The 17,793-nt window shown below is 67.9% G+C and carries 14 protein-coding genes and 1 pseudogene; 6 read left to right on the top strand and 9 right to left on the bottom strand.

The genetic code is table 11. The features are described from left to right. Positions 1-13: 13 nt before the first annotated feature. Together AC067Z_RS35635 and AC067Z_RS35630 are read right to left on the bottom strand one after the other, a co-directional pair. Positions 14-544, bottom strand: a complete 531-nt coding sequence (locus AC067Z_RS35635; RefSeq protein ID WP_478793786.1) for a GNAT family N-acetyltransferase — start codon at positions 542-544, stop codon at positions 14-16. 472 nt (positions 545-1,016) lie between these two features. Beyond that, the gene (locus tag AC067Z_RS35630) at positions 1,017-1,835 is read right to left on the bottom strand and encodes a MerR family transcriptional regulator (protein WP_478793801.1); all 819 of its coding nucleotides are present in this window, start codon (positions 1,833-1,835) and stop codon (positions 1,017-1,019) included. Between the two features lie 86 nt (positions 1,836-1,921). Between AC067Z_RS35630 and AC067Z_RS35625 the strand changes: the two genes are divergently transcribed. Further along, on the top strand, positions 1,922-2,458 hold the full coding sequence (locus AC067Z_RS35625; protein WP_478793785.1) for a DUF6194 family protein: 537 nt from the start codon (positions 1,922-1,924) through the stop codon (positions 2,456-2,458). 100 nt (positions 2,459-2,558) lie between these two features. On the opposite strand, the gene AC067Z_RS35620 is transcribed toward AC067Z_RS35625, so the two are convergent. Next, entirely contained in the window at positions 2,559-3,128 is a 570-nt protein-coding gene (locus AC067Z_RS35620; protein WP_478793784.1) for a hypothetical protein, read from the bottom strand. A 440-nt stretch (positions 3,129-3,568) separates the two neighbouring features. Here AC067Z_RS35620 and AC067Z_RS35615 point away from each other — a divergent pair, with 440 nt between their 5' ends. Then, complete coding sequence (locus tag AC067Z_RS35615) at positions 3,569-4,219, top strand: hypothetical protein (protein WP_478793783.1); 651 nt, start codon at positions 3,569-3,571, stop codon at positions 4,217-4,219. Between the two features lie 437 nt (positions 4,220-4,656). On the opposite strand, the gene AC067Z_RS35610 is transcribed toward AC067Z_RS35615, so the two are convergent. Then, positions 4,657-5,142 (bottom strand): hypothetical protein, encoded by a 486-nt coding sequence (locus tag AC067Z_RS35610; RefSeq protein ID WP_478793782.1) that lies wholly within the window; start codon positions 5,140-5,142, stop codon positions 4,657-4,659. Positions 5,143-6,047: 905 nt separating this feature from the next. Here AC067Z_RS35610 and AC067Z_RS35605 point away from each other — a divergent pair. Beyond that, positions 6,048-6,752 carry a VOC family protein gene (locus AC067Z_RS35605; RefSeq protein ID WP_478793781.1) on the top strand — a complete coding sequence of 235 codons (705 nt, stop codon included), beginning with the start codon at positions 6,048-6,050 and terminating at the stop codon, positions 6,750-6,752. 255 nt (positions 6,753-7,007) lie between these two features. Further along, positions 7,008-7,631, top strand: a pseudogene (locus AC067Z_RS35600) (pyridine nucleotide-disulfide oxidoreductase); the annotation flags it as partial. A 639-nt stretch (positions 7,632-8,270) separates the two neighbouring features. Here the strand turns inward: AC067Z_RS35600 and AC067Z_RS35595 are convergent. Continuing rightward, positions 8,271-10,085, bottom strand: coding sequence for a glycoside hydrolase family 15 protein (locus tag AC067Z_RS35595; RefSeq protein WP_478793780.1), 1,815 nt, complete (start codon positions 10,083-10,085; stop codon positions 8,271-8,273). 2,331 nt (positions 10,086-12,416) lie between these two features. Continuing rightward, positions 12,417-12,785 carry a hypothetical protein gene (locus AC067Z_RS35590; RefSeq protein ID WP_478793779.1) on the bottom strand — a complete coding sequence of 123 codons (369 nt, stop codon included), beginning with the start codon at positions 12,783-12,785 and terminating at the stop codon, positions 12,417-12,419. Between the two features lie 446 nt (positions 12,786-13,231). On the opposite strand from AC067Z_RS35590, the gene AC067Z_RS35585 reads away from it, so the two are divergent. Continuing rightward, positions 13,232-13,657, top strand: a complete 426-nt coding sequence (locus tag AC067Z_RS35585; RefSeq protein WP_478793778.1) for a hypothetical protein — start codon at positions 13,232-13,234, stop codon at positions 13,655-13,657. Positions 13,658-14,045: 388 nt separating this feature from the next. On the opposite strand, the gene AC067Z_RS35580 is transcribed toward AC067Z_RS35585, so the two are convergent. Both AC067Z_RS35580 and AC067Z_RS35575 read right to left on the bottom strand, forming a co-directional pair. Next, a complete protein-coding gene (locus tag AC067Z_RS35580; protein WP_478793777.1) occupies positions 14,046-14,651 on the bottom strand; it encodes a hypothetical protein in 606 nt (201 codons plus the stop codon). Positions 14,652-15,012: 361 nt separating this feature from the next. Next, complete coding sequence (locus AC067Z_RS35575) at positions 15,013-15,507, bottom strand: hypothetical protein (protein ID WP_478793776.1); 495 nt, start codon at positions 15,505-15,507, stop codon at positions 15,013-15,015. Between the two features lie 324 nt (positions 15,508-15,831). On the opposite strand from AC067Z_RS35575, the gene AC067Z_RS35570 reads away from it, so the two are divergent. Further along, a complete protein-coding gene (locus AC067Z_RS35570) occupies positions 15,832-16,557 on the top strand; it encodes a dienelactone hydrolase family protein (protein WP_478793775.1) in 726 nt (241 codons plus the stop codon). A 733-nt stretch (positions 16,558-17,290) separates the two neighbouring features. Here the strand turns inward: AC067Z_RS35570 and AC067Z_RS35565 are convergent. After that, entirely contained in the window at positions 17,291-17,725 is a 435-nt protein-coding gene (locus tag AC067Z_RS35565) for a VOC family protein (protein ID WP_478793774.1), read from the bottom strand. Positions 17,726-17,793 lie beyond the last annotated feature (68 nt).

Genomic DNA, 17,793 nt, shown 5'->3' with positions numbered 1-17,793 from the left:
ATCGCTCCGAGTTTCAGGGCGTCAGTAGTCCGCCTACCCACCAGTCGTGCGGATTGCCGTCGTTGGCAATCCCGCGGCTGCGCAGCGTCCCTTCGACGGTGAAGCCCAGCTTCTCGGCGATGGCACGCGAGCCGGTGTTCCCGACCATGGCCCACCATTCGATGCGGTGGACGTCGAGGGTGGCCCAGCCCCAGTCGCACAGCGCCCGCGCAGCCTCGACTGAATAGCCGTGGCCGCGCTGCTCCTTGACCGCCCAGTAGCCGAGCTCGAAGACACCTCGGCTCACCCTGGTGAGGCAGTACGAGCCGACGAGCGCCCCGCTGCCCTTGCGGAATGCACCGAGGGTGTAGTCCCTGTCCGTGGCCCAGCCATCGGGCCAGCTCTCGCAGACGCTCTTCTCGGCGTCCTTCCGCTGGTAAGGCGCCGGAACCGGCGTGTAGAACTGGATGTCCTCGTCCTGGCATGCGTCATGCACCGCATCCACGTCCTCGGGCGCGAAGGCCCGCAGCACCAGGCGGTCGGTCTCAAGAGTCACCGGATCCATTGCGGCAGTATGAACACCACCCGCCGGCGGCGGCCAGGGAATATCCGAACAACACCTCAGCTCAGCCTCTCCCCGAGAGGGAGCTACACCCAGCCACCCCTGATCGCAGGACCCACCGGCCTGCGATCGGTGGGTCCTTCGGGCTACCGATGAAAGCCGCGACCTGCAGTTCTGAGGAGTTTCCCAGGTACGAGTCCCGGGATGGTGTCGGGAGACCTGAAGGATCCCTCATGGGCTCGTAGTCCGCCGCCGTGGTTGCGGTCCGGTCGTACACAGGAGCAGTGGCGTGGCCTGGCGACGCGAACCGACACACTTGACATCGCCTACCGGGCCGCACGCCATCTCGCTGCCACGTAGTCCAGGCCGCGGCCCCACATGCACAACCTCGCCCTCGCGACGTGAACAGGACCACCCGAACACGCCTCCGATCTGTCCGAAGGCAACCTTCTGCAACACGCTTTGGGGTCCGTCTTCACAGAGGCGGGCGCCTCTGTGAAGAGGAGTCAGTCCCAGGAGCTGCTGCATGGGACGGTGGGGGATTGTTGTCAGTGGGGGCGGTTGCTGTCTGGGAGCCGTGGTGATCATCAGCGACCACCGCTTCCCGACTGGCTGTGAGGACTGTACTGAGCGCGACGGCGGCGTCGAGGAGGGCACGGGAGCGAGCCGCGATGCTCACATCTCGGGCCGTCAGCGCGGCTCCGATGTCTTCCGACCGGTGCCCGCGCCGCAGGCCCGGCATCAAGGTACGGAACTGATCGATGCGGTACCCGGCGCTGCGTAGTTGGTGCACGATCCGGGCATCCCGAGTTTGGGCCGGTGAGTATCGTCGCGTTCCTCGCGGGGGGACCCGGTCGGGAACAACCAGCCCCTCGGCATCCCAGTGCCGCAATGTCGATGGGCGCACTCCGAGCGCGGCGGCGAGTTCGGAGACGCTCATCGAGTCCGATGGATGTACGTCCTCGACCAGCTCGGCAGAGATAGCCGCTGCAGCTTCCTTGGCGAGCTTGAGGTCCGTGCGCTCCCGGTCGAGTTGGGCGTGTGCCGCGTCGAGGAGTGCAAGTACTTTCGAGGTCGGGCACTCATGCACAGCACGGAGGATCCGCTTGGCCTCGACCGGACCCGTGCCGACTGCGAGGGCTCGGTAGGCCAGCGCGGAGTGCAAGTGAGTCTCTCCGTACATCCGGTAGCCCGCAGCTGTGCGTGTCGCCGGCGGCAGCACACCGTCGCGCTCGAGGTTGCGCACCTGCTGAACCGAGTATCCGGCACGTCGCGCGACATCGACTGTGCGCATGGCCGACGACTTGAGAGTTGGCACCCGTTCCCCTTTGCCTTTCGGCTCAAAGTCTCCACAAGCACCTTAATGAAACGCTTGAGGACATGACCATCGACGAGATCACCGACTTCCTGCAGGACCTCGATGGAGTCCTGGCCATCAGGCCGGGACCCGCCGACGGCTCACCAGAGATCAGCTGGGGGGACACGTTCTTCTTCTACTCTCCTGAGGGCGTCGTGCCGAAATCGACCCAACCGTTCGCGACGATCGTGACGAAGAACCAGCCGGGCGACGAGAGGTCGCGCCTGGACCGCCCGGATACGTTCCGCGTCAGTATGGCCGCTGGGAAGGAATCGTTCATCAACTGGACGGGCCGCGCGCCGCGCGAACCGGCCGTCGGTGACGACCCCAGCGTCACCGATGCGGTGATTGCACACCCCGTCTACGGCTCCGTTGGCTGGCTCGCGGTGGTGAATCCGGGCCGGCGGACCGATGCGGCAGTCCGCGAGCTGCTCCGCAAGGCCCATCACCTCGCACGTTCGCGCTTTGAGCGACGATCGGCTCAACGACGCGCTGATATGGAATCCCTGTTTGAGGACCAGCGCTCGACTGGCGATCCGGATGCAGACGCCGCCCTCTGAACGCCGCTGTGATGGCCGGTGTGGATTCTCGGTTCTGGGCTGGGAACGATGAAGGCTGTGATCTGCAGTCCCATTGAGTAACAGTCCTGCGTCACGCACCTCAACCCTCTGGAGTCGTGACCGCGCCGCCTTGCTCACCCCGACCCGTGCCAAAACACCTCGCCGAGCTCTGAGTTGGCGGCACCGCACGCTCGACGAGACACTCGCCACCGGCATCCTTGCCACGCGCTGCCCGGACGCCCACGGCACGATCACTCCCGACGTTGCCTTCCCGCCCGCCACCGGCATGGCGATCCGCCGCGCCGCATCGCTGTGGCCAGGGCGTCGAGACCTGCACGGGCGAGCCGTCACCGATGCACTGCAACGCATCGATGACCAGGAGTCCGAGCGTCTCTCCCGCGCCCTCGACGTACTCCCAGTCGACTGGGCGGGCACGTCGCTGTGCCGGCCGGCGGGAGTCGAAGACCTCCTGCGGCGACCTGATCGCGACATTCGTGTACACCAGAGAGCCGCCGCCGTGGCCGGCCGCTCGGACGGCGAGGATGTCGCCACGCGCAGTCGCATCGTGGAGCCCGTGCTCGCAGACCCTGAGCCGGCCGTCGTCGAGCCGGGACGGGTCGCGGGGGGAAACTGCCGCAGGCCGGCGCCCACCGCGTTCGATGACCGCCACGTCCACCCCTGCCTGGGTCGGCCGACAGGCGGCGTCCGAGCCGCCGAAGGCGCTCCCGACAACGAGTGCCTCGTAGTGATCGCGGGCCAGGAATTCGCCGTCGTCGATGCGTCCCTCTCGCCACTCAGGAGTTCGGGTTCGGCAGATCGATGTCGAACCAGACGGTCTTCCCGGCGGTGTGAGGCGCGGCGCCCCACTGCCAGGCCGGCTGGTCAACCAGCAGTAGCCCGCGTCCGCTTTCGTCGGTGTCCTGTGCGCGTGCGTGGTGCGGCAGTTGCGGGGGTTGCAGGGGCCCATTCCCACCGGGGTAGGTGTCGCTTGGGCCACCTCTCATCCGGTGCTCAGAGCCAGTGACGGCGGGCGCGGTGAGCGGCAGGGTTCATGTCGTCGGCAGACGGACCGACGGGAAATCCCATTCACACACGACACGGGGGACACCAATGACGGAAACCCTTGCCAGGCGTCTCACAGGTTTCGCAGCGATCGCCGCGGCGTTGGCTCTCATCTTCGAAGTGCCCCTGTACTTCGTCTACTCGGGCGCGCCGCCGGACGCGAACGTCCTGGCCAGGCTGCTGTTCGGAATCGTCGCGCTCGCTTTCCTGGTCGTGTTCGTGACGGCCTTTCGTGAACTGGTCAAGCGCGTGAGCCCGGCAGACGAGTGGGTCGGTTCGATGGCCTTCGCCGCGGGACTGGTCTACGTGACGATCACCCTGGTCTCCTGCGGTCTGGAGGCCGGTGCGGTTATCGCAGCCGACCATCCGATCGATCCGACCATCACCGTCAGCGGTACCTACATTCTCTACGGATCGATCTCCCGCCTCATGCTGGCGTTCTTCCTGACCGCAGTGGGCTACGCCGTCTCGCGTACGAACATGCTGCCGCGATGGGCCGGCCGGTCGGCGTATGTCCTGGCGGGGGTCAACCTGGCTTTTGTGCCGTCCTTGTTCTTCGGTAACACTCCCGCGCACTTCTACGCGGCGAACGGCTGGGGCACCACCGCTCTGATGGGTGCGATCCTCAGTTACTGGCTGCTGGCCGTGGGCATCGCCACACACCGCAGCGCCGCGCGTCTCCCCTCGACCGGATCGTGAACGCTGCAGCTCTGACGCCTCGTCCGGCTGGTATCAGGTCCGCGGACACCCGGGCAACCGAGTGTCGGTCGCCCTGGGGTGCCTCGAGGGTGTGAGGGCGTAGCAGGTGTGGCGAGGGCGTAGCAGATGTGGCGCCGGGCACGACGCGCTGGAAGAGGTTGCCGTCTGCGCCCTGGCCGGCCACGTCCCGAGAGCGCGGAAGCGAGATGCCGAGGCGCAACGGTGCGGAAGCCGACTGCGCCGGTAGTGCTTCCCAGCGGCTCTGAGTTCGCCGAACAGGCACCGTTTCCCGGGCCGGGTCTTCGCCTTCGGCGAGTTCGGCCCGCTCGGGATCCGGCCCACCGGCGGCAGCTGCTGGGCCGAGGAGACCGATCACCCCTGACGCATCGAGGTGGGGTGAAGGGCTGTCCGAGGGCGTCACTGCGGGATCTGGGCCATCAACGCCTGGGGCCCGCTGCTTCCAGCTTGTCAAGGACGCGCACCGTGACTGCCGCAAAGAGAACATGCGGGATGATGTCCGAGACCCAGTCCGAGGCTGCCCAGGTCCGGGGATCCGAGATTCCCAAAAGAACAATCGGCGCATTTGTGGCAGTTAGGGCAAAGAGAGACGCAACGGCATAGCGGGAAGCCCTCGTCTGAGGCCAACCAGCAGCCTGTGCCAGTGACAGCGCCGCCCCCATGCCCAGCCCCACGGTGTATCCGATCAAGGGGCCAAGGCCGGCGATCCGGTTCTCCAGGATCTGACCGTCCCCGGGGATTCGAATACGGAGCTTCGCGGCAAGCCTGCGCACTGTGATCTCAGGTGTATCGCTGATGGGCCGGCCTCGAATCGCGATGTCGGCAAAACCTGCGATGTTGAGCGCGGTCGTACCGGCGAGTCCCGCAACAGCGCCGTGAAGAAGCGGCCGCATAACTGTGATCATGGGCGGTCCTCCTGCTGAACAGTCAATCTCGAGTCGGTGATCCGTACCCCGAGGCTGAGCTTCAAGAGTCCCATTTCCGTGGATGCTCCGCATCGCAGGACGTGGGTGGACGACGGCGGGACCAGCGGTAGGAGCGTGCGCAGAGCCCCCGGTTCGGGGCGAACAGCCGTCCCTGCCCGTCCTGATGGGACAGCGGTGGTGACGGCGTCTGTGGTCTGTGCCGGTGCGCTCGTGTGAAGCGCATGCCGCACGGCCGCCTGGGGATCCTGCCTCGGTCTTTGACAGGTCTCACGCAGGTGATCACCGTGGCGTGATCTTCTCGCTTCTGCGGCCGTCGTCGTCCAGGCTGTCGCACTCGGACCTCTTGAAGCAGCCACCCCTTGCCGTCCGGGTCGCTGAATGTCGCGAACGAGTGCTGGCTGAGACCATGAGGGTCTGGGCCGTCCACCTGTTCTGGGGCGCCGGTGTCGTGGACGCGGTGGAAGATCTCGCCAACCTCGACATCCTGGCTGATCAGTCGGGCAAGGGTGTGGTCGAGGTCTTGGACGACGAGGTGCATGCCCTGGGCGGAGCCTGCTTCCGCAGGGGTGCCTCCGCGGCCGAACGGGATCGAGCATCCCGACCCCGGGGGCGTCAGCTGCACATCCGGAATTCCGGGCCCGTGGTCTGTCCGCTACCGGTCCGGCCGGCCGAATCAGGCCGCCGAAAGAACTCACGACCCGTCACGAAAGTTCGAGGTTGGTGCGTTTACGAATTCTAGACATCCGGGTGGGCCCGTGCCACCGCGTCCTACGAAGTCCGGCCCCCGGCGGTGGAGCCACGGGACGCACCCCGGGGGGTTCTTCCCGGGTGCATCGTGTACCCCATCGGTCTAACGTGGAGATGTCGGTGGCACGGGGTTGACAGTGCAACTGCTGCCCAGGGACGGGCACTTCGCCGCCTGGGAGCAGCCGGAACTCCTCGTGGAAGACTTGCGCACGGCCTTCCACTCCCTCCGGTGGACCGTGCCCGACCGACGACACGTGCCCTCGCGCGGCGGGGCGTCGATATCGAGCCGCTCGGCCGCCCAGGGCTGCGCGGCCGCGTCGTCCTCATGGATTTCTGGGCATCGGGCGCAGGAGAACGATATGAGCACTCAAGAGCAGAGCGGTGCACAGGGCGGCGTCAAAGAGCCGACCGTGGATATGAAGCTCGAGATCCACATTGTCCCCGTTGCTGACGTCGACCGTGCCCTGCGCTTCTACCAGAGCCTGGGATGGCGGCTCGATGCGGACTTCGAGGCCGGCCCGGAATTCCGGATCATTCAGCTGACGCCGCCTGGGTCGGAATGCTCGATCATCTTCGGCCGCGGGGTCACCTCCGCGGCGCCTGGATCCGCAGAGGGCTACCTCGTGGTCTTCGACCTCGACAAAGCCCGCGCCGACCTCGTCGGCCGCGGTGTCGAGGTGAGCGAGATCTTCCACAAGGTCTACGACACCGGCGCTGAGGTGCGGGTCGACGGCCGCAGTCCGGACGGCGGCCGCAGCTATGCGGCCTACGCCTCGTTCAGCGACCCGGACGGAAACGGGTGGCTACTACAGGAGGTGCAGGAGCGACTGCCTGGACGGTGACGAGTCCAGGAGGCATGCCCTGGACGTAGCCGCGTCGGCAGAACTTCTGCACGAGGCGGGGGGCACCATGGCCCGTACGAGGCATCCGCCCCTGGGCACCAATGGCGGGCCGGCACCGGGTGCTGCTGCCAGGTGTCGGAGGCCCGCGCACGCGGCCGGCTTCGCGGGCCGCGTGCGCGACGATTTCAGCTACGGGCGCGAGGGCGGCGTTCCCCCTCGGAATCGCTGCTCGCTGTGCCGGTCAGGATCGCGCGACCGGGCCGCGCCCCGCAGACCCGCGACGTCGGCCTGGAGACCGTCGGTCTCACCCCCGGCGACTGGCTGACCGTCGACGACACCTTCCGTGTCACCGGCGTCGACGGCGGCTGGCTCTACGCCGTCGGTGACGTCAACCGCCGCGCCCTGATGACGCATCAGGGCAAGTACCAGGCCCGGATCGCCGGCACCGTCATCGGCGCCCGCGCCAAGCAAGAGCCCGTCGACGACGCCCCCTGGGGCGCGCATGTCGCCACCGCCGACCACGCGGCCGTCCCTCAGGTCGTCTTCACCACCCCCGAGGTCGTCTCCGTCGGCCTGACCAGCCGCGAGGCCGAGCAGAGCGGGCGCCGCATCGAGGTCGTCGACTACGACCTCGCCCGCGTCGCCGGCGCCCACCAGTACGGCGAGGACTACCGCGACCGGGCCCGCATGCTCATCGACACCGACCGCAACACCGTGGTCGGCGTCACCTTCGCCGGCCCCGGCGTCGGGGAACTGGTGCACTCGGCCACCATCGCGGTCGCCGGCGAGGTGCCCCTCGACCGGCTCTGGCACGCCGTCCCCGCCTTCCCCACCCTCGGCGAAGTCTGGCTGCGGCTGCTGGAGACCTACCGCGGCTGAGCATGCTCCGGCCGGCATGCGGGGCGATCCTGGCCTCCGCCGGGTGACTCGGTCGTCTGCGGGGTGAGGAACGATCCTCCTCTCCCGGTGGCCGGCAGTGGCGTGGCGCGTCGGCGAAGCCGTCGGCGACCGGGTCCATCACTGTGAAGAGTGCCTCGTCGATCAGCCCTGCGGCCAGGTGACTGCCCATGTCGGACGGGATGATGCGGAGCGGCGCCGTCGCTGTGCACGGTCCGGGACGAGAGGCGTTCCCGGCCGGGGCCGGGTCGACCGTGGCAGCCTGCCGGGCACGGGGGAATGTCCTGAAGGACATCGTGTGCCGGTGATCTGCGTGAGGTGGTCCACGGCTGAGGGCCGTGGCTGGTTGACCGGCTCTGCGGCAGTGGTGTGGCCGCCGGCCGGGACGGTTGCGGACGCCATGAGGGCGCCCGCAGCCGCAACGACAGCTGCCTGGAGTCTGCCACGCATGCCGTGGAACTCCTCGTTCGTCGAGACAGCAACAACGAGGACATTGCCTGCCGTTCGGGGATTGTGCAGGCCGGCGCCATCGGGTGTCCCAGGGTGCGCCGTGAGGTTTCTTGGACACGCGGGCGCATCGGCCGATCGCCGCCGAGCACGGCGCACAGGTGCGTTGCGTCGTCAGGCGGCGGCCGGGGAGGCTTCATGAATGGCCCAGGCGGCGTTCACGAGCCCGATGTGGCTGAAGGCCTGCGGGAAGTTGCCGAGAAGCTCCCCGCCCACGGGGTCGACTTCTTCGGCGAGCAGTCCGACGTCGTTGGCGTGGTGGGCTGCGCGTTCGAAGACGTCGCGGGCGGTGTCGGTGTCCCCGGCCAGGGCCAGGGCCTGGGCCAGCCAGAAGGTGCAGAGCAGGAAGGTGCCTTCGTCGCCGGGCAGGCCGTCGTCCGTGGCCAGGTACCGGTACACGAGACCGTCCTTGCCGGTGAGCCGTTCGCGCACCGCGTCGATCGTGGCCCGCATCCGTGGTGCGTCGGCGGGGGTGAAGCCGACGATCGGCATCATCAGCACCGACGCGTCCAGGACGTCCGAGCCGAACGCCTGGGCGTAGGCGCCGGCCTCCTCGCTCCAGCCCTGCTCCTCGATCGCGGCCCGGATGGTGTCCCGGGCGCGGGTCCAGTGCGCCACTCGGTCGGTGGCATCGAGTTCGTCGGCCAGTGCCACGGCGCGGTCGACGGCGACCCAGCACATGAGTTTGGAGTAGACGAAGTGCTGCGGCCCGCTACGTATTTCCCAGATGCCCTGGTCGGGTGCGATCCAGCCGGCCGCGGCGGCATCGGCGCAGCCCGCGAGGAATGCCTTGGTGGGCTTGTCCATTCCGCCGAGGTACGCGCGCAACTGGTAGGCGGCGGACAGCAGTTCGCCGTACACGTCGAGCTGGCTCTGTTGCCAGGCGCCGTTGCCGACGCGGACGGGACGGCTGCCCCGCCAGCCCGGCAGATGGGCCAGTTCACGCTCGCTGAGGTCGCGTTCGCCGCGGATGCCGAACATGATCTGCATCGATTCACAGTGGCTGGGGTCGCTCGCGGCCGCCTGCGCCATCCAGTTGAAGAACGCCTCGGCCTCGTCGGGGCAGGCGGCCACCCACAGGGCGTCCAGGGTGAAGGAGGCGTCCCTCACCCAGGCGAAGCGGTAGTCCCAGTTGCGAACACCGCCGACGGATTCCGGCAGGGAGGTGGTCGGTGCCGCGACGATCGCGCCGGTCGGCTGGAAGGTGAGTCCCTGGAGCACCCGGCCGCTGTGGTGGACGAGTTCGGCCCAGGGGCCTTCGTAGGACTGGTGGAGCGCCGACCAGGAGCGCCAGGCGGCGACGGTGTCCTCGAGGTGCGCCCGGATCTCGTCCTGGGACAGCAGGGGAGGCTTCTGTCCTGCGGGTACCTGTTGCAGGGCGAAGGCCAGGGTGTCGCCGGCCCGCAGCCGTGCACGGCCGCGGGCCATGTCGCAGATCTCCCATGGCACCGGGCTGCACAGGCCGAGGGTGTCGGGTCCGCCGTGGCAGCGCAGTCCGCCGTCCACGGGGATGAGCAGCGGCCTGATCAGCCCGTATTCGGGCCGCGGCGCGAACTCGATCTCGATGTCCGCCTCGCCTGCCACGCATTCCACCACGCGCAGCAGCACATGGGGAGCTTGTCTGCCCAGGTCGTGGCCCCGCTCGTTCACACCGGAGGCGAGCGCATCCGTGACGGTGACCGTGCCGGTGTCGGTGCGGAACTCGGTCCTCAGCACCAGGGTGTGGTCGAGGTAGTGGCGGCGGCTGGTGTACGGGCCGGCGGGCCGGATCGACCAGTGCCCGGCCTCGGGGCCGAGGAGCCGCCCGAGCACGGCCCGGCTGTCGAAGTGGGGCAGACAGAGCCAGTCCACGGAGCCGCCCAGGCTGACCAGAGCCGCGGTCTGGCAGTCGGAGAGCAGTGCATAGTCCGCGATCGGACGGTCGCTCATCCCAGTCACCTCCTCTCCATGGTCCAACGATTAGGGGAAGGGGGCAGCACCGAAGCACCGCCCCGTCTGCGGCAGGCGGCCGGATGCGGGTCGGGGCGTGACCGGACCCGGCCTGTTCCTGGTGCCGACGCCCCGGTGCCTCGGTGGTGACGGGCTCCCCGGTGGCGTTGTTCAAGGGGCCTTTGGTGCTGTGCGGCCAGGTGTTGCGCCGCCTGCGGCCGCCCGTTTGGCAGCCATGCGGCGACCGGGGTGATGCGGCTGCCGATGCGTCGCACGCCGGACCTCTGCGACCGGGCTCTCGCCACCGCCGTCCACGTGGGCGACGCGGTACGGGTTGCCGTGCGGGAAGACGGCCGGATCGGTGCGGCCGGGGGCTCGATGATGCCGCCCCCGTGCGTGGAGGCGCTGTTCAGGCCGGCGGTGGTGGTTTCCGGGCCGCGGCCCGTGCCGGGGGAGGTGAACCCGGTGTACACCGTGTCCGTAGGTGGGCGACTGTCGCCTCGCCGACCTGCAACTCGCCGGCGATCTCCGCGTTCGACAGGCCGGGGCCCTGAGTGCGTCGAGGTTCCGGGGCACCGGGGCGGGGTGTGCTCGGCGAGCCGGGCGAAGCGGTCGAGCAGCCTGCGGGGACACGGGGTGAGACGACCGCGTCGCCCTCGGTGACTGTTCGGATCGCGCCCACCAGCGAGCCGGCCGGCCCGTCCTTGACGAGAAGACCGCTGGCGCCGGCCCGCAGCGCGTCATGGAGGTGCTCGTGGAGGTCGAAGTGGTGAGGTTGATGACGCGGCTCGCTGTTCCCGATGCGACGATGCGGCGCGTCGCCTCGACCCCGTCCATGCGGGGCCTGCGGATGTTCATCAGGACGATCAGGCTGCAGCGCCCGGGTGTCGTCGACACTGTGCTCACCGTCCCCGGCCTCACCGACGACGCTGATGTCCGGCTGCGCTTCGAGGGTGAGCCGGAAGCCGGTTCGGATCATGGGCTGGTCATCGATCAGCAGCGCACGGATCGCCGCTATGCGGCTCGCCTCTTTCACGGCACGTCGGGCACATCGGCAGTGCCCGCCGGTCGTGCCGTAGACCGGGCCGGCACCGAGGCAGACGGCCTCCAGGTCGGGAACGGTCGCAGGGGACACAGAATTCGCCGCCGGGACGCTCACCTGTGTGGAGTGTCCCGGCGGTAGTGGCCACGCGCTCCCGCATGCCGACGAGACCTGCCCCGTCCCTCGCGGCAGCGGCTGCCCAGGGCTCCCGGCGAGGCCGAACTGCCCGCAGAGGGCCGCCAATCATGACGGCGGGTGTCCCAACGCGGCTGGCCCGAGCTGGTAACCGGCCGCTCTGTCGGTCGGCCGGCACTCTGGCCGAGCCCGCGATGAACCCTGTTCTCTTCTCGTATAGCTACGGCCAGATGGCGTCTGTATCCATCCGCCCTCATCAGCGACCTGGGCAGCTCCAGCAGACGGGTACAACCATGCCCGCCGACTCCTACCCCCGGGTCATCCCCAACTCCGGGCGAGTGACTGCCAGGTGCTGGCGTCGGAGACCCGGCAGCACGACGCTGATGCTCGGCGAAATCGGACGGCCCCACACCTACTACGCCAGCCGTGAAGGCCGCCGGCTCTGCCGTCACGGCGTGGCTTCGTCCACTTCCAGGGGCAGTGTTTGTCTGCTGGTTGGGGCAGCAATTGAGGATCTTGGGGTTCGTGACCGTTCACGAGAATATGCAGCGTGGGCGACCACGCGGCGCGCCTTGCCTACAGTGGCGTCATTGCCCCGGGCTTCACCGGGTGAGTCCGGTTCCGACCCTGGCCATCAGCCTGCGGTGCGCGGCCGAACTCGATGACGTGCCCGTGACTTCCTTGCGACGGTTGAGCCAGACGTTGCGGTGGAGGGGCGCCCATGTGTACCGGTGGACGACCGGTTCCAGGTGGTCCGCGTGCGGACCGACAAGGCCGGCCGGCTCGTCCGGGGAGCGCACAAGCGCAATCTCATCGAGTTCGGGTTCACGGCCCTGCGGCGTTCCGCCCCTCGCCGCGGCGGCGAGGGGCGGAACGCAGCGCGGACTCCAACAGTGCCGGGGCGAGCTAGTCAGACCGATGCTGTTGTTCTCCCCGCGGGTAATCGTCCACAGCCGCAACGCCTGGGGGCCGTGTCGATCCCCAACCCCCCAAAGTCATCCACTTCGCTGCTCGAGCGTCTCTACGACGCGCCGAGAGCTCTGGACGTGAGGTCGTACCTCGCTTTGGAGATGAGGTTGTACGCGGTCAACTGACCACTCCATCGGAGGAGACACGCGTACCTTCGGGTCGCATCAGGAAAGCCACCGACCGCCTCACGGATTGCTGTTTTGTTCCGGTGCGGCCACCAGGTTGAAGGTGAAGTTGCATGTGCCCTCTTGGGCAGTCGCCTGAGAGATGTCCGCCGAATTCGACTGGTTCGTCGGACTATCGGTGTTGTCGCTGGCGGTGTTCGACTGCTCGACGGTCGCCTCCGTACTCGCGACCTGACTGACCACACAGGTCGGCACGATGATGACGGGCTCCTCGTTCTCCCGGTCCTTCGGCTCCTTCTGGTCCACGGTGCGGGACTTCACGACGTGCACACCGTCGCCCTCGGAGTGGGCGAGTGCAGTACCTGAACCGGCCGCAGAAAGCGCGCCGATCGCCACACCGACGAGGACGGCCTTTATAGAGAGGTGCACAGGTTCTTCCCTTCTCAGTCGCTACCCCAGGATGCGCACCTGGGCTCCAGGATGCCTACCCGGTTCCGAGGCGAACGCCGCCGGAGCAACTGAGTATTCGCCTAATCGGACGATATGATGATCAGCGAAGCCGCGCTGATATCTCACTGCGAATTGGCCGGCGCGACAGTCGCCCGCCAGGCTCAACCTGAGGCCTAGGAGCATCGAAACACCGTCGTACGGTGCATCAACCGAGGATCGCTTTCCCTGTGCCATCAAAAAATTGATCGTTGCTACTGGAGTTACGCAGTCAGGTCAGGAATCCACCCGTTCGGTCACTCTGAAGTTTGAATGATCATATGGAGTGACAGGCATGCGCTGACACAGCGCGGGCGGGCCGTGCCAGACCGCGCGTCCACCTATCGGGGAAACTTCGCCTTCCGGAGGTAACAATGGCATCTGCTCGGATGCGACGCGGACTGGTAATCTCTCTGGCCACCGTGCCCCTGCTGGCTCTGGTCAACGCCGGCACGACGGCGGTGGCCCAGGAGACCATCACACGCTCTGCGGAAATCAACGTGGAGGGCACTTCGAATGTGTGCCTTACCTATGCCGGCTTCGAACGGTGCATTCCACACGATGGGCTGGTGGAGGGCACCCTGACCGCAAGCGTCACAGCACCCTCGAAGCCGACTGTGAACTTCAGCGAACAGCAGTGTCCGCAGGGCCGGGAAGGCCGTCAGCTCGCGGTCACCGGCGAGGTGCCCGCCGGGGCAGCTATCACGCTCCGGTTCACAGGCTCCGTGAACGGGGGGCCCGTCGACCACACGATCTTCGTTCTCCGTGGCAGTCAAGTGGACAACGCTGTCGCCAGCGTCTGTGCCAGCGAGTAGGGCGACGCGTCGCCGAAGGGGCGGCCGAGAGGTTCGGCAACGGCCAGTTACCTGAATGCGGTTGCACCCTTCAACGCACTCGAGCATCGGGTACAGAACCTTCTCGGCTCCCACGAAATCGGCGAGAGGCTGATGGGCATCGCGTTGGACGGACAACCACCCAAGACCACCGCTACCCGCTCAACCGGAAGGTCCCTGCAGACCGAGCAGGCGCGGAACGCCCTGACCCCGCCCAGTGAGCCCCTGTACCGCACCCGCGGTGCAGGGGCTCACGCGTACCCGGCCCCGCTCCCCGCTGCCGCGGGCGCTGATGGCGCTTCAGGCGCCAACCCGGGGCCGCGAGTGCCAAGTGGGGTGGGAGAGGGGGCTCGTCACCCTGCTTCGCTTGTCAGGGCAGCAAGCCGCCCCTCCTGAGTGCGACCGTGGAGAGGTCGGCGATGACTTGCTGGTCCCCGCGGCGCCAAGCGTCAGCAAGACCGCCTGGAGGGGCTGGGAGTGCGGCGAGGTCGCCCAGCGGGCCGGTGAGGGCGCGCAGGGCGATCAGGTCGGCGCCTCCGGGCGCGTTGAGGAGGTGTTGAAGGGCGATGGTGCGCCGAATCCAGCGTAGGCGTGGGGGGAGCCACAGCAGCAGTACGAGGGCCACTGGGATGACGATCAGAGCCGTTGTGGTCAGGGTGGCGACCTGGCTGACGATGTGCTGGAGCGACTGTCCGGCGTCGGCGAACCCGGTACTGGAGTCGGCTGCGGATTGGAGCGGCTTCTTCAGGAGGTCGCCGACGAGCGGCACGTTCGACGCCGCGTCGCCGGCGTTGTCGAGTTCGGTGGCGAGGTTGTCGCCCGAGCTTTCGACCTTCCGCGCCGGCTCGGCCAGCAGCATGATCGCTTCGTGGACGGCGAGGGCGAACGTCACCGCGATGGCCATCAGGACCGCGGCGATCAGGTCCTCGAGCACCTGGCGGTTCCGACGTGCTGGGGTCTGGGCGTAGAGGCGCATCGGCGGGCTCCCGTTTGGGTCATCGCGTCGAGGAGGACCGGCCCCGCCAGGTGAGGCTCGGCGGGTTGGTCGACCGTACGTCGGAATCGACTCTTCCACTGGTCCCCGCGGGCAAACGTCCGTGACGCGATGCCTGGTCGGCGCACCGAGGGTGCGGGGTGGGTGGACGAACTCCGAGTGGCGCCTTCGCCGATCGGACGACGGTCACAGGGAGAGCCGGACCCCGCCGTCCTGCGTTCCTGTGAAGAGGCCGGGCTCCGGTCAGGGAAGGGACTTCTCCGCGAGGCGCGCGAACGGGTCTTGCGAAAGGGAGATGCTTCGTACCGTGGATCGGTGATCCGCCGGGAGGGGGAGCCGTCTGCTACCGCTGTCTGTCCGGACCCTCGCGCATCCGTTCTGGTCGACCGCCGTCGGCCGGTACAGCTGTGGTGCCGTCGGGCTTCCGCCCGAAGGCGGCCTCAAGTACGGCGGGGAGGTCTGCCTGGGGGACTGCGGCGCGCACCTCCGCCAGGACGTGACGAAAGTCGTCATCGTCGATGACACCCAGGTACTCCTGGCGCAATTGGTAAATGACCTCGACAAGCTCGGGCCGCAGCCGCATCCAGGCGCGGGACGTGCGGATCTCCTTCTCGACCTCGTCCATGAACCAGCACATGACCTCGTACGGGACGTCCAGGTGCCGCCCATGAGGGTCGAAACACATCGTCGGCTTCCGTGCCGGGTCCTCGTCGGGGACGATCGCGGTCACAAGATTCCGTTGCTGGGCCACCAGGTCCAGTTCCAAGTACCAGGCGTCATCGGGTACGGAGTACATCGCGGTGATCGCGTAATCGCCGTTGGGGTGCGGGAAAGGCATGGCCGCATGCTGTCACCCCCGTCCGGCGGCAAACCGGCCGAATACGCAAGCTGTTCGCATGCCCTGCCCCGGGAAGTTGGTGACACGAGTGGTGGGCCGTCGACCGCTGAACCAAGCCTGTTACCGCCGGGCCCAATGAGGATGGCGGCGAGGTGGAGTGCGGCCTGATAGGCGATGGCCGGCGACCTGGTTCGCATCGGTGTCGATGTGCTCCGCCAGAACCAGAGCCTTCCACAGTGCCCACCCAGGGACCCACGCCCGCGCCGTTCTGCCGACGGTGAAGACCGGCCCCACCGGGCTCGACGATCACTACAGTCCGGTCTCATGACGACGGTCACAACGCGCACGGTCGAATACCCGGCCGACGGCCTCACGATGATCGGGCACCTCGCGCTCCCCGCCGGTGTCGACCGCCGGCCCGCGGTGCTGCTCGGACCAGAGGGCCCGGGGCTCAGCGACGTCGAGCGCCGCCGGGCCGATGCGCTCGCCGAGCTGGGATACGTAGCGCTGGCCTTCGACATCCACGGCGGGCGCTATTTGGGCGACCCCGACGCGATGCTGGCCCGTTGTATGCCGCTGCTCGCCGACCCCGACCGGATGCGGGGTATCGGCCATGCGGCACTCGATGTGCTGCGTGCCGAACCACGGACCGACCCCGACCGGATCGCCGCTATCGGCTACGGCACCGGGGGCGCAATCGTGCTGGAACTCGGGCGCGATGGCGTCAACCTGCGGGCGATCGGGACGGTCAACGCACTGACCACGGGCCGACCGGGCGAGGCAGCGCGCATCCGTTGCCCTGTGTGGGCCGGGGTCGGATCGGAGGACCCGATCATGCCCGCTGAGCAACGGGACGCCTTCGCCGTCGAGATGCAAGCTGCGGGCGTCGACTGGCGCCTCGTGGTCTACGGCGGCGCCCTGCACGCCTTCCACCACCCGCCGGTCGACCAGCGGGTGCTCCCCGGCGTCGGCTACCACCCGCAGCACGCGCAGCGAGCCTGGCATGACGTCGTCGACCTGCTCGCCGAGTGCCTGCCCGTAACCCAGTGAGCTGGAGCGTCAGGACTGCCATCGTCATGACACGACAGCGGAGAAGGTGACACGGGCCGGGAGAACCTGCAAAAGGATGTAGGTTTCACGGCCCGTGTCATCTGCCACGTCTCTGGCCTGGACTGTTCTTGAGCGTCTCACGCCATGTCATCCGCTGGAGTCCCAGCTCCGTGTCATTTCCCCAGCTTGCCGGCAGGCCTCAAGCCGCGGACGTGGCAGTCATCGGCGGTGCTGCTCTCTGTCCCACCCGCTGTCGGCGGTTTGTCAGAGGCGCCTGCCACAGTGCCCGCCGTGGACATCGATTCCTTCTGGAAGATTATCGAGGAGTGCCGGGAGAAGGCTCACGGCAGCCCTGGCCTGACAGGAGGGTCACGCGCGTGTCGGCTTGCCTCGGCTCTCCGAAGCTGGGATATGGATGGTGTCCTGGTCTGGAAAGGCTTTCCTGATTGCTCTTCACCTTCTCCCAAGTGGCGTGAGCCGCATGGGACATCCGCGTGCCCTCTCGCACCCGACCTGGGGCAGAGCGTCGCCGCTGCGCCGCGGTGCGCCAGTTTCAGTGGACGCAGACCACCGGGTTCATCTCATCGAACGTGTCGTGATCTGTCGAACCGGCCGGACGGCTCACCCGTCCCGAGCGCCTGATCCGGCGGTCTGCGCCACAGCGCCCTGACAGGTCGGGGGTGGTTCTGCGTCTTGGCCCATGGGGACAGTACAAGGACACGTTCGCGGCCCCTCAGTCGAGACAGAACTCGTTGCCCTCGATGTCCTGCATCACGATGCACGACTCGTCGACTCCGTCGGCAGGCAGTAGTCGCACGCGTACCGCCCCGAGCGCGACCAGTCGTGCGCACTCGGCCTCAAGCGCGGCGAGGCGCTCTTCACCCACGAGCCCGGTGCCGACCCGCACGTCAAGATGCAGCCTGTTCTTGACGACCTTGCCTTCGGGAACGCGCTGGAAGAACAGTCGCGGGCCCACACCTGAGGGATCAATGCATGCGAACGCCGAACCCTGACGCTCAGGCGGCAGCGAGCGATCGAAATCGCCCCAGCTAGCGAACCCCTCCGGCGGCGGCGGTACGACGTACCCCAACACCTCGCACCAGAAACGAGCGACGCGCTCAGGTACTGCGCAGTCGAAGGTGACTTGGAACTGCTTGATCGACGCCATCGGTCCACCATAGTGGCGCGTGCTGTTCACCGAGACCCCGGTTGTCTTCGCCACGCGGGTCGAGGTCT

It is taken from the genome of Streptomyces sp. NPDC043812, assembly GCF_056436245.1.
Note: the sequence above shows the minus strand (reverse complement) of the source record. Positions and strands in the feature narration are given on the sequence as shown.

Bases quoted from the DNA above. Each gene is read 5' to 3' on its own strand.
- AC067Z_RS35575 (WP_478793776.1), bottom strand. From the start codon at position 15,507: ATGCCTTTCCCGCACCCCAACGGCGATTACGCGATCACCGCGATGTAC.
- AC067Z_RS35630 (WP_478793801.1), bottom strand. From the start codon at position 1,835: ATGCGCACAGTCGATGTCGCGCGACGTGCCGGATACTCGGTTCAGCAG.
- AC067Z_RS35580 (WP_478793777.1), bottom strand. From the start codon at position 14,651: ATGCGCCTCTACGCCCAGACCCCAGCACGTCGGAACCGCCAGGTGCTC.
- AC067Z_RS35610 (WP_478793782.1), bottom strand. From the start codon at position 5,142: ATGATCACAGTTATGCGGCCGCTTCTTCACGGCGCTGTTGCGGGACTC.
- AC067Z_RS35625 (WP_478793785.1), top strand. From the start codon at position 1,922: ATGACCATCGACGAGATCACCGACTTCCTGCAGGACCTCGATGGAGTC.
- AC067Z_RS35565 (WP_478793774.1), bottom strand. From the start codon at position 17,725: ATGGCGTCGATCAAGCAGTTCCAAGTCACCTTCGACTGCGCAGTACCT.
- AC067Z_RS35615 (WP_478793783.1), top strand. From the start codon at position 3,569: ATGACGGAAACCCTTGCCAGGCGTCTCACAGGTTTCGCAGCGATCGCC.
- AC067Z_RS35595 (WP_478793780.1), bottom strand. From the start codon at position 10,085: ATGAGCGACCGTCCGATCGCGGACTATGCACTGCTCTCCGACTGCCAG.
- AC067Z_RS35585 (WP_478793778.1), top strand. From the start codon at position 13,232: ATGCGACGCGGACTGGTAATCTCTCTGGCCACCGTGCCCCTGCTGGCT.
- AC067Z_RS35570 (WP_478793775.1), top strand. From the start codon at position 15,832: ATGACGACGGTCACAACGCGCACGGTCGAATACCCGGCCGACGGCCTC.
- AC067Z_RS35635 (WP_478793786.1), bottom strand. From the start codon at position 544: ATGGATCCGGTGACTCTTGAGACCGACCGCCTGGTGCTGCGGGCCTTC.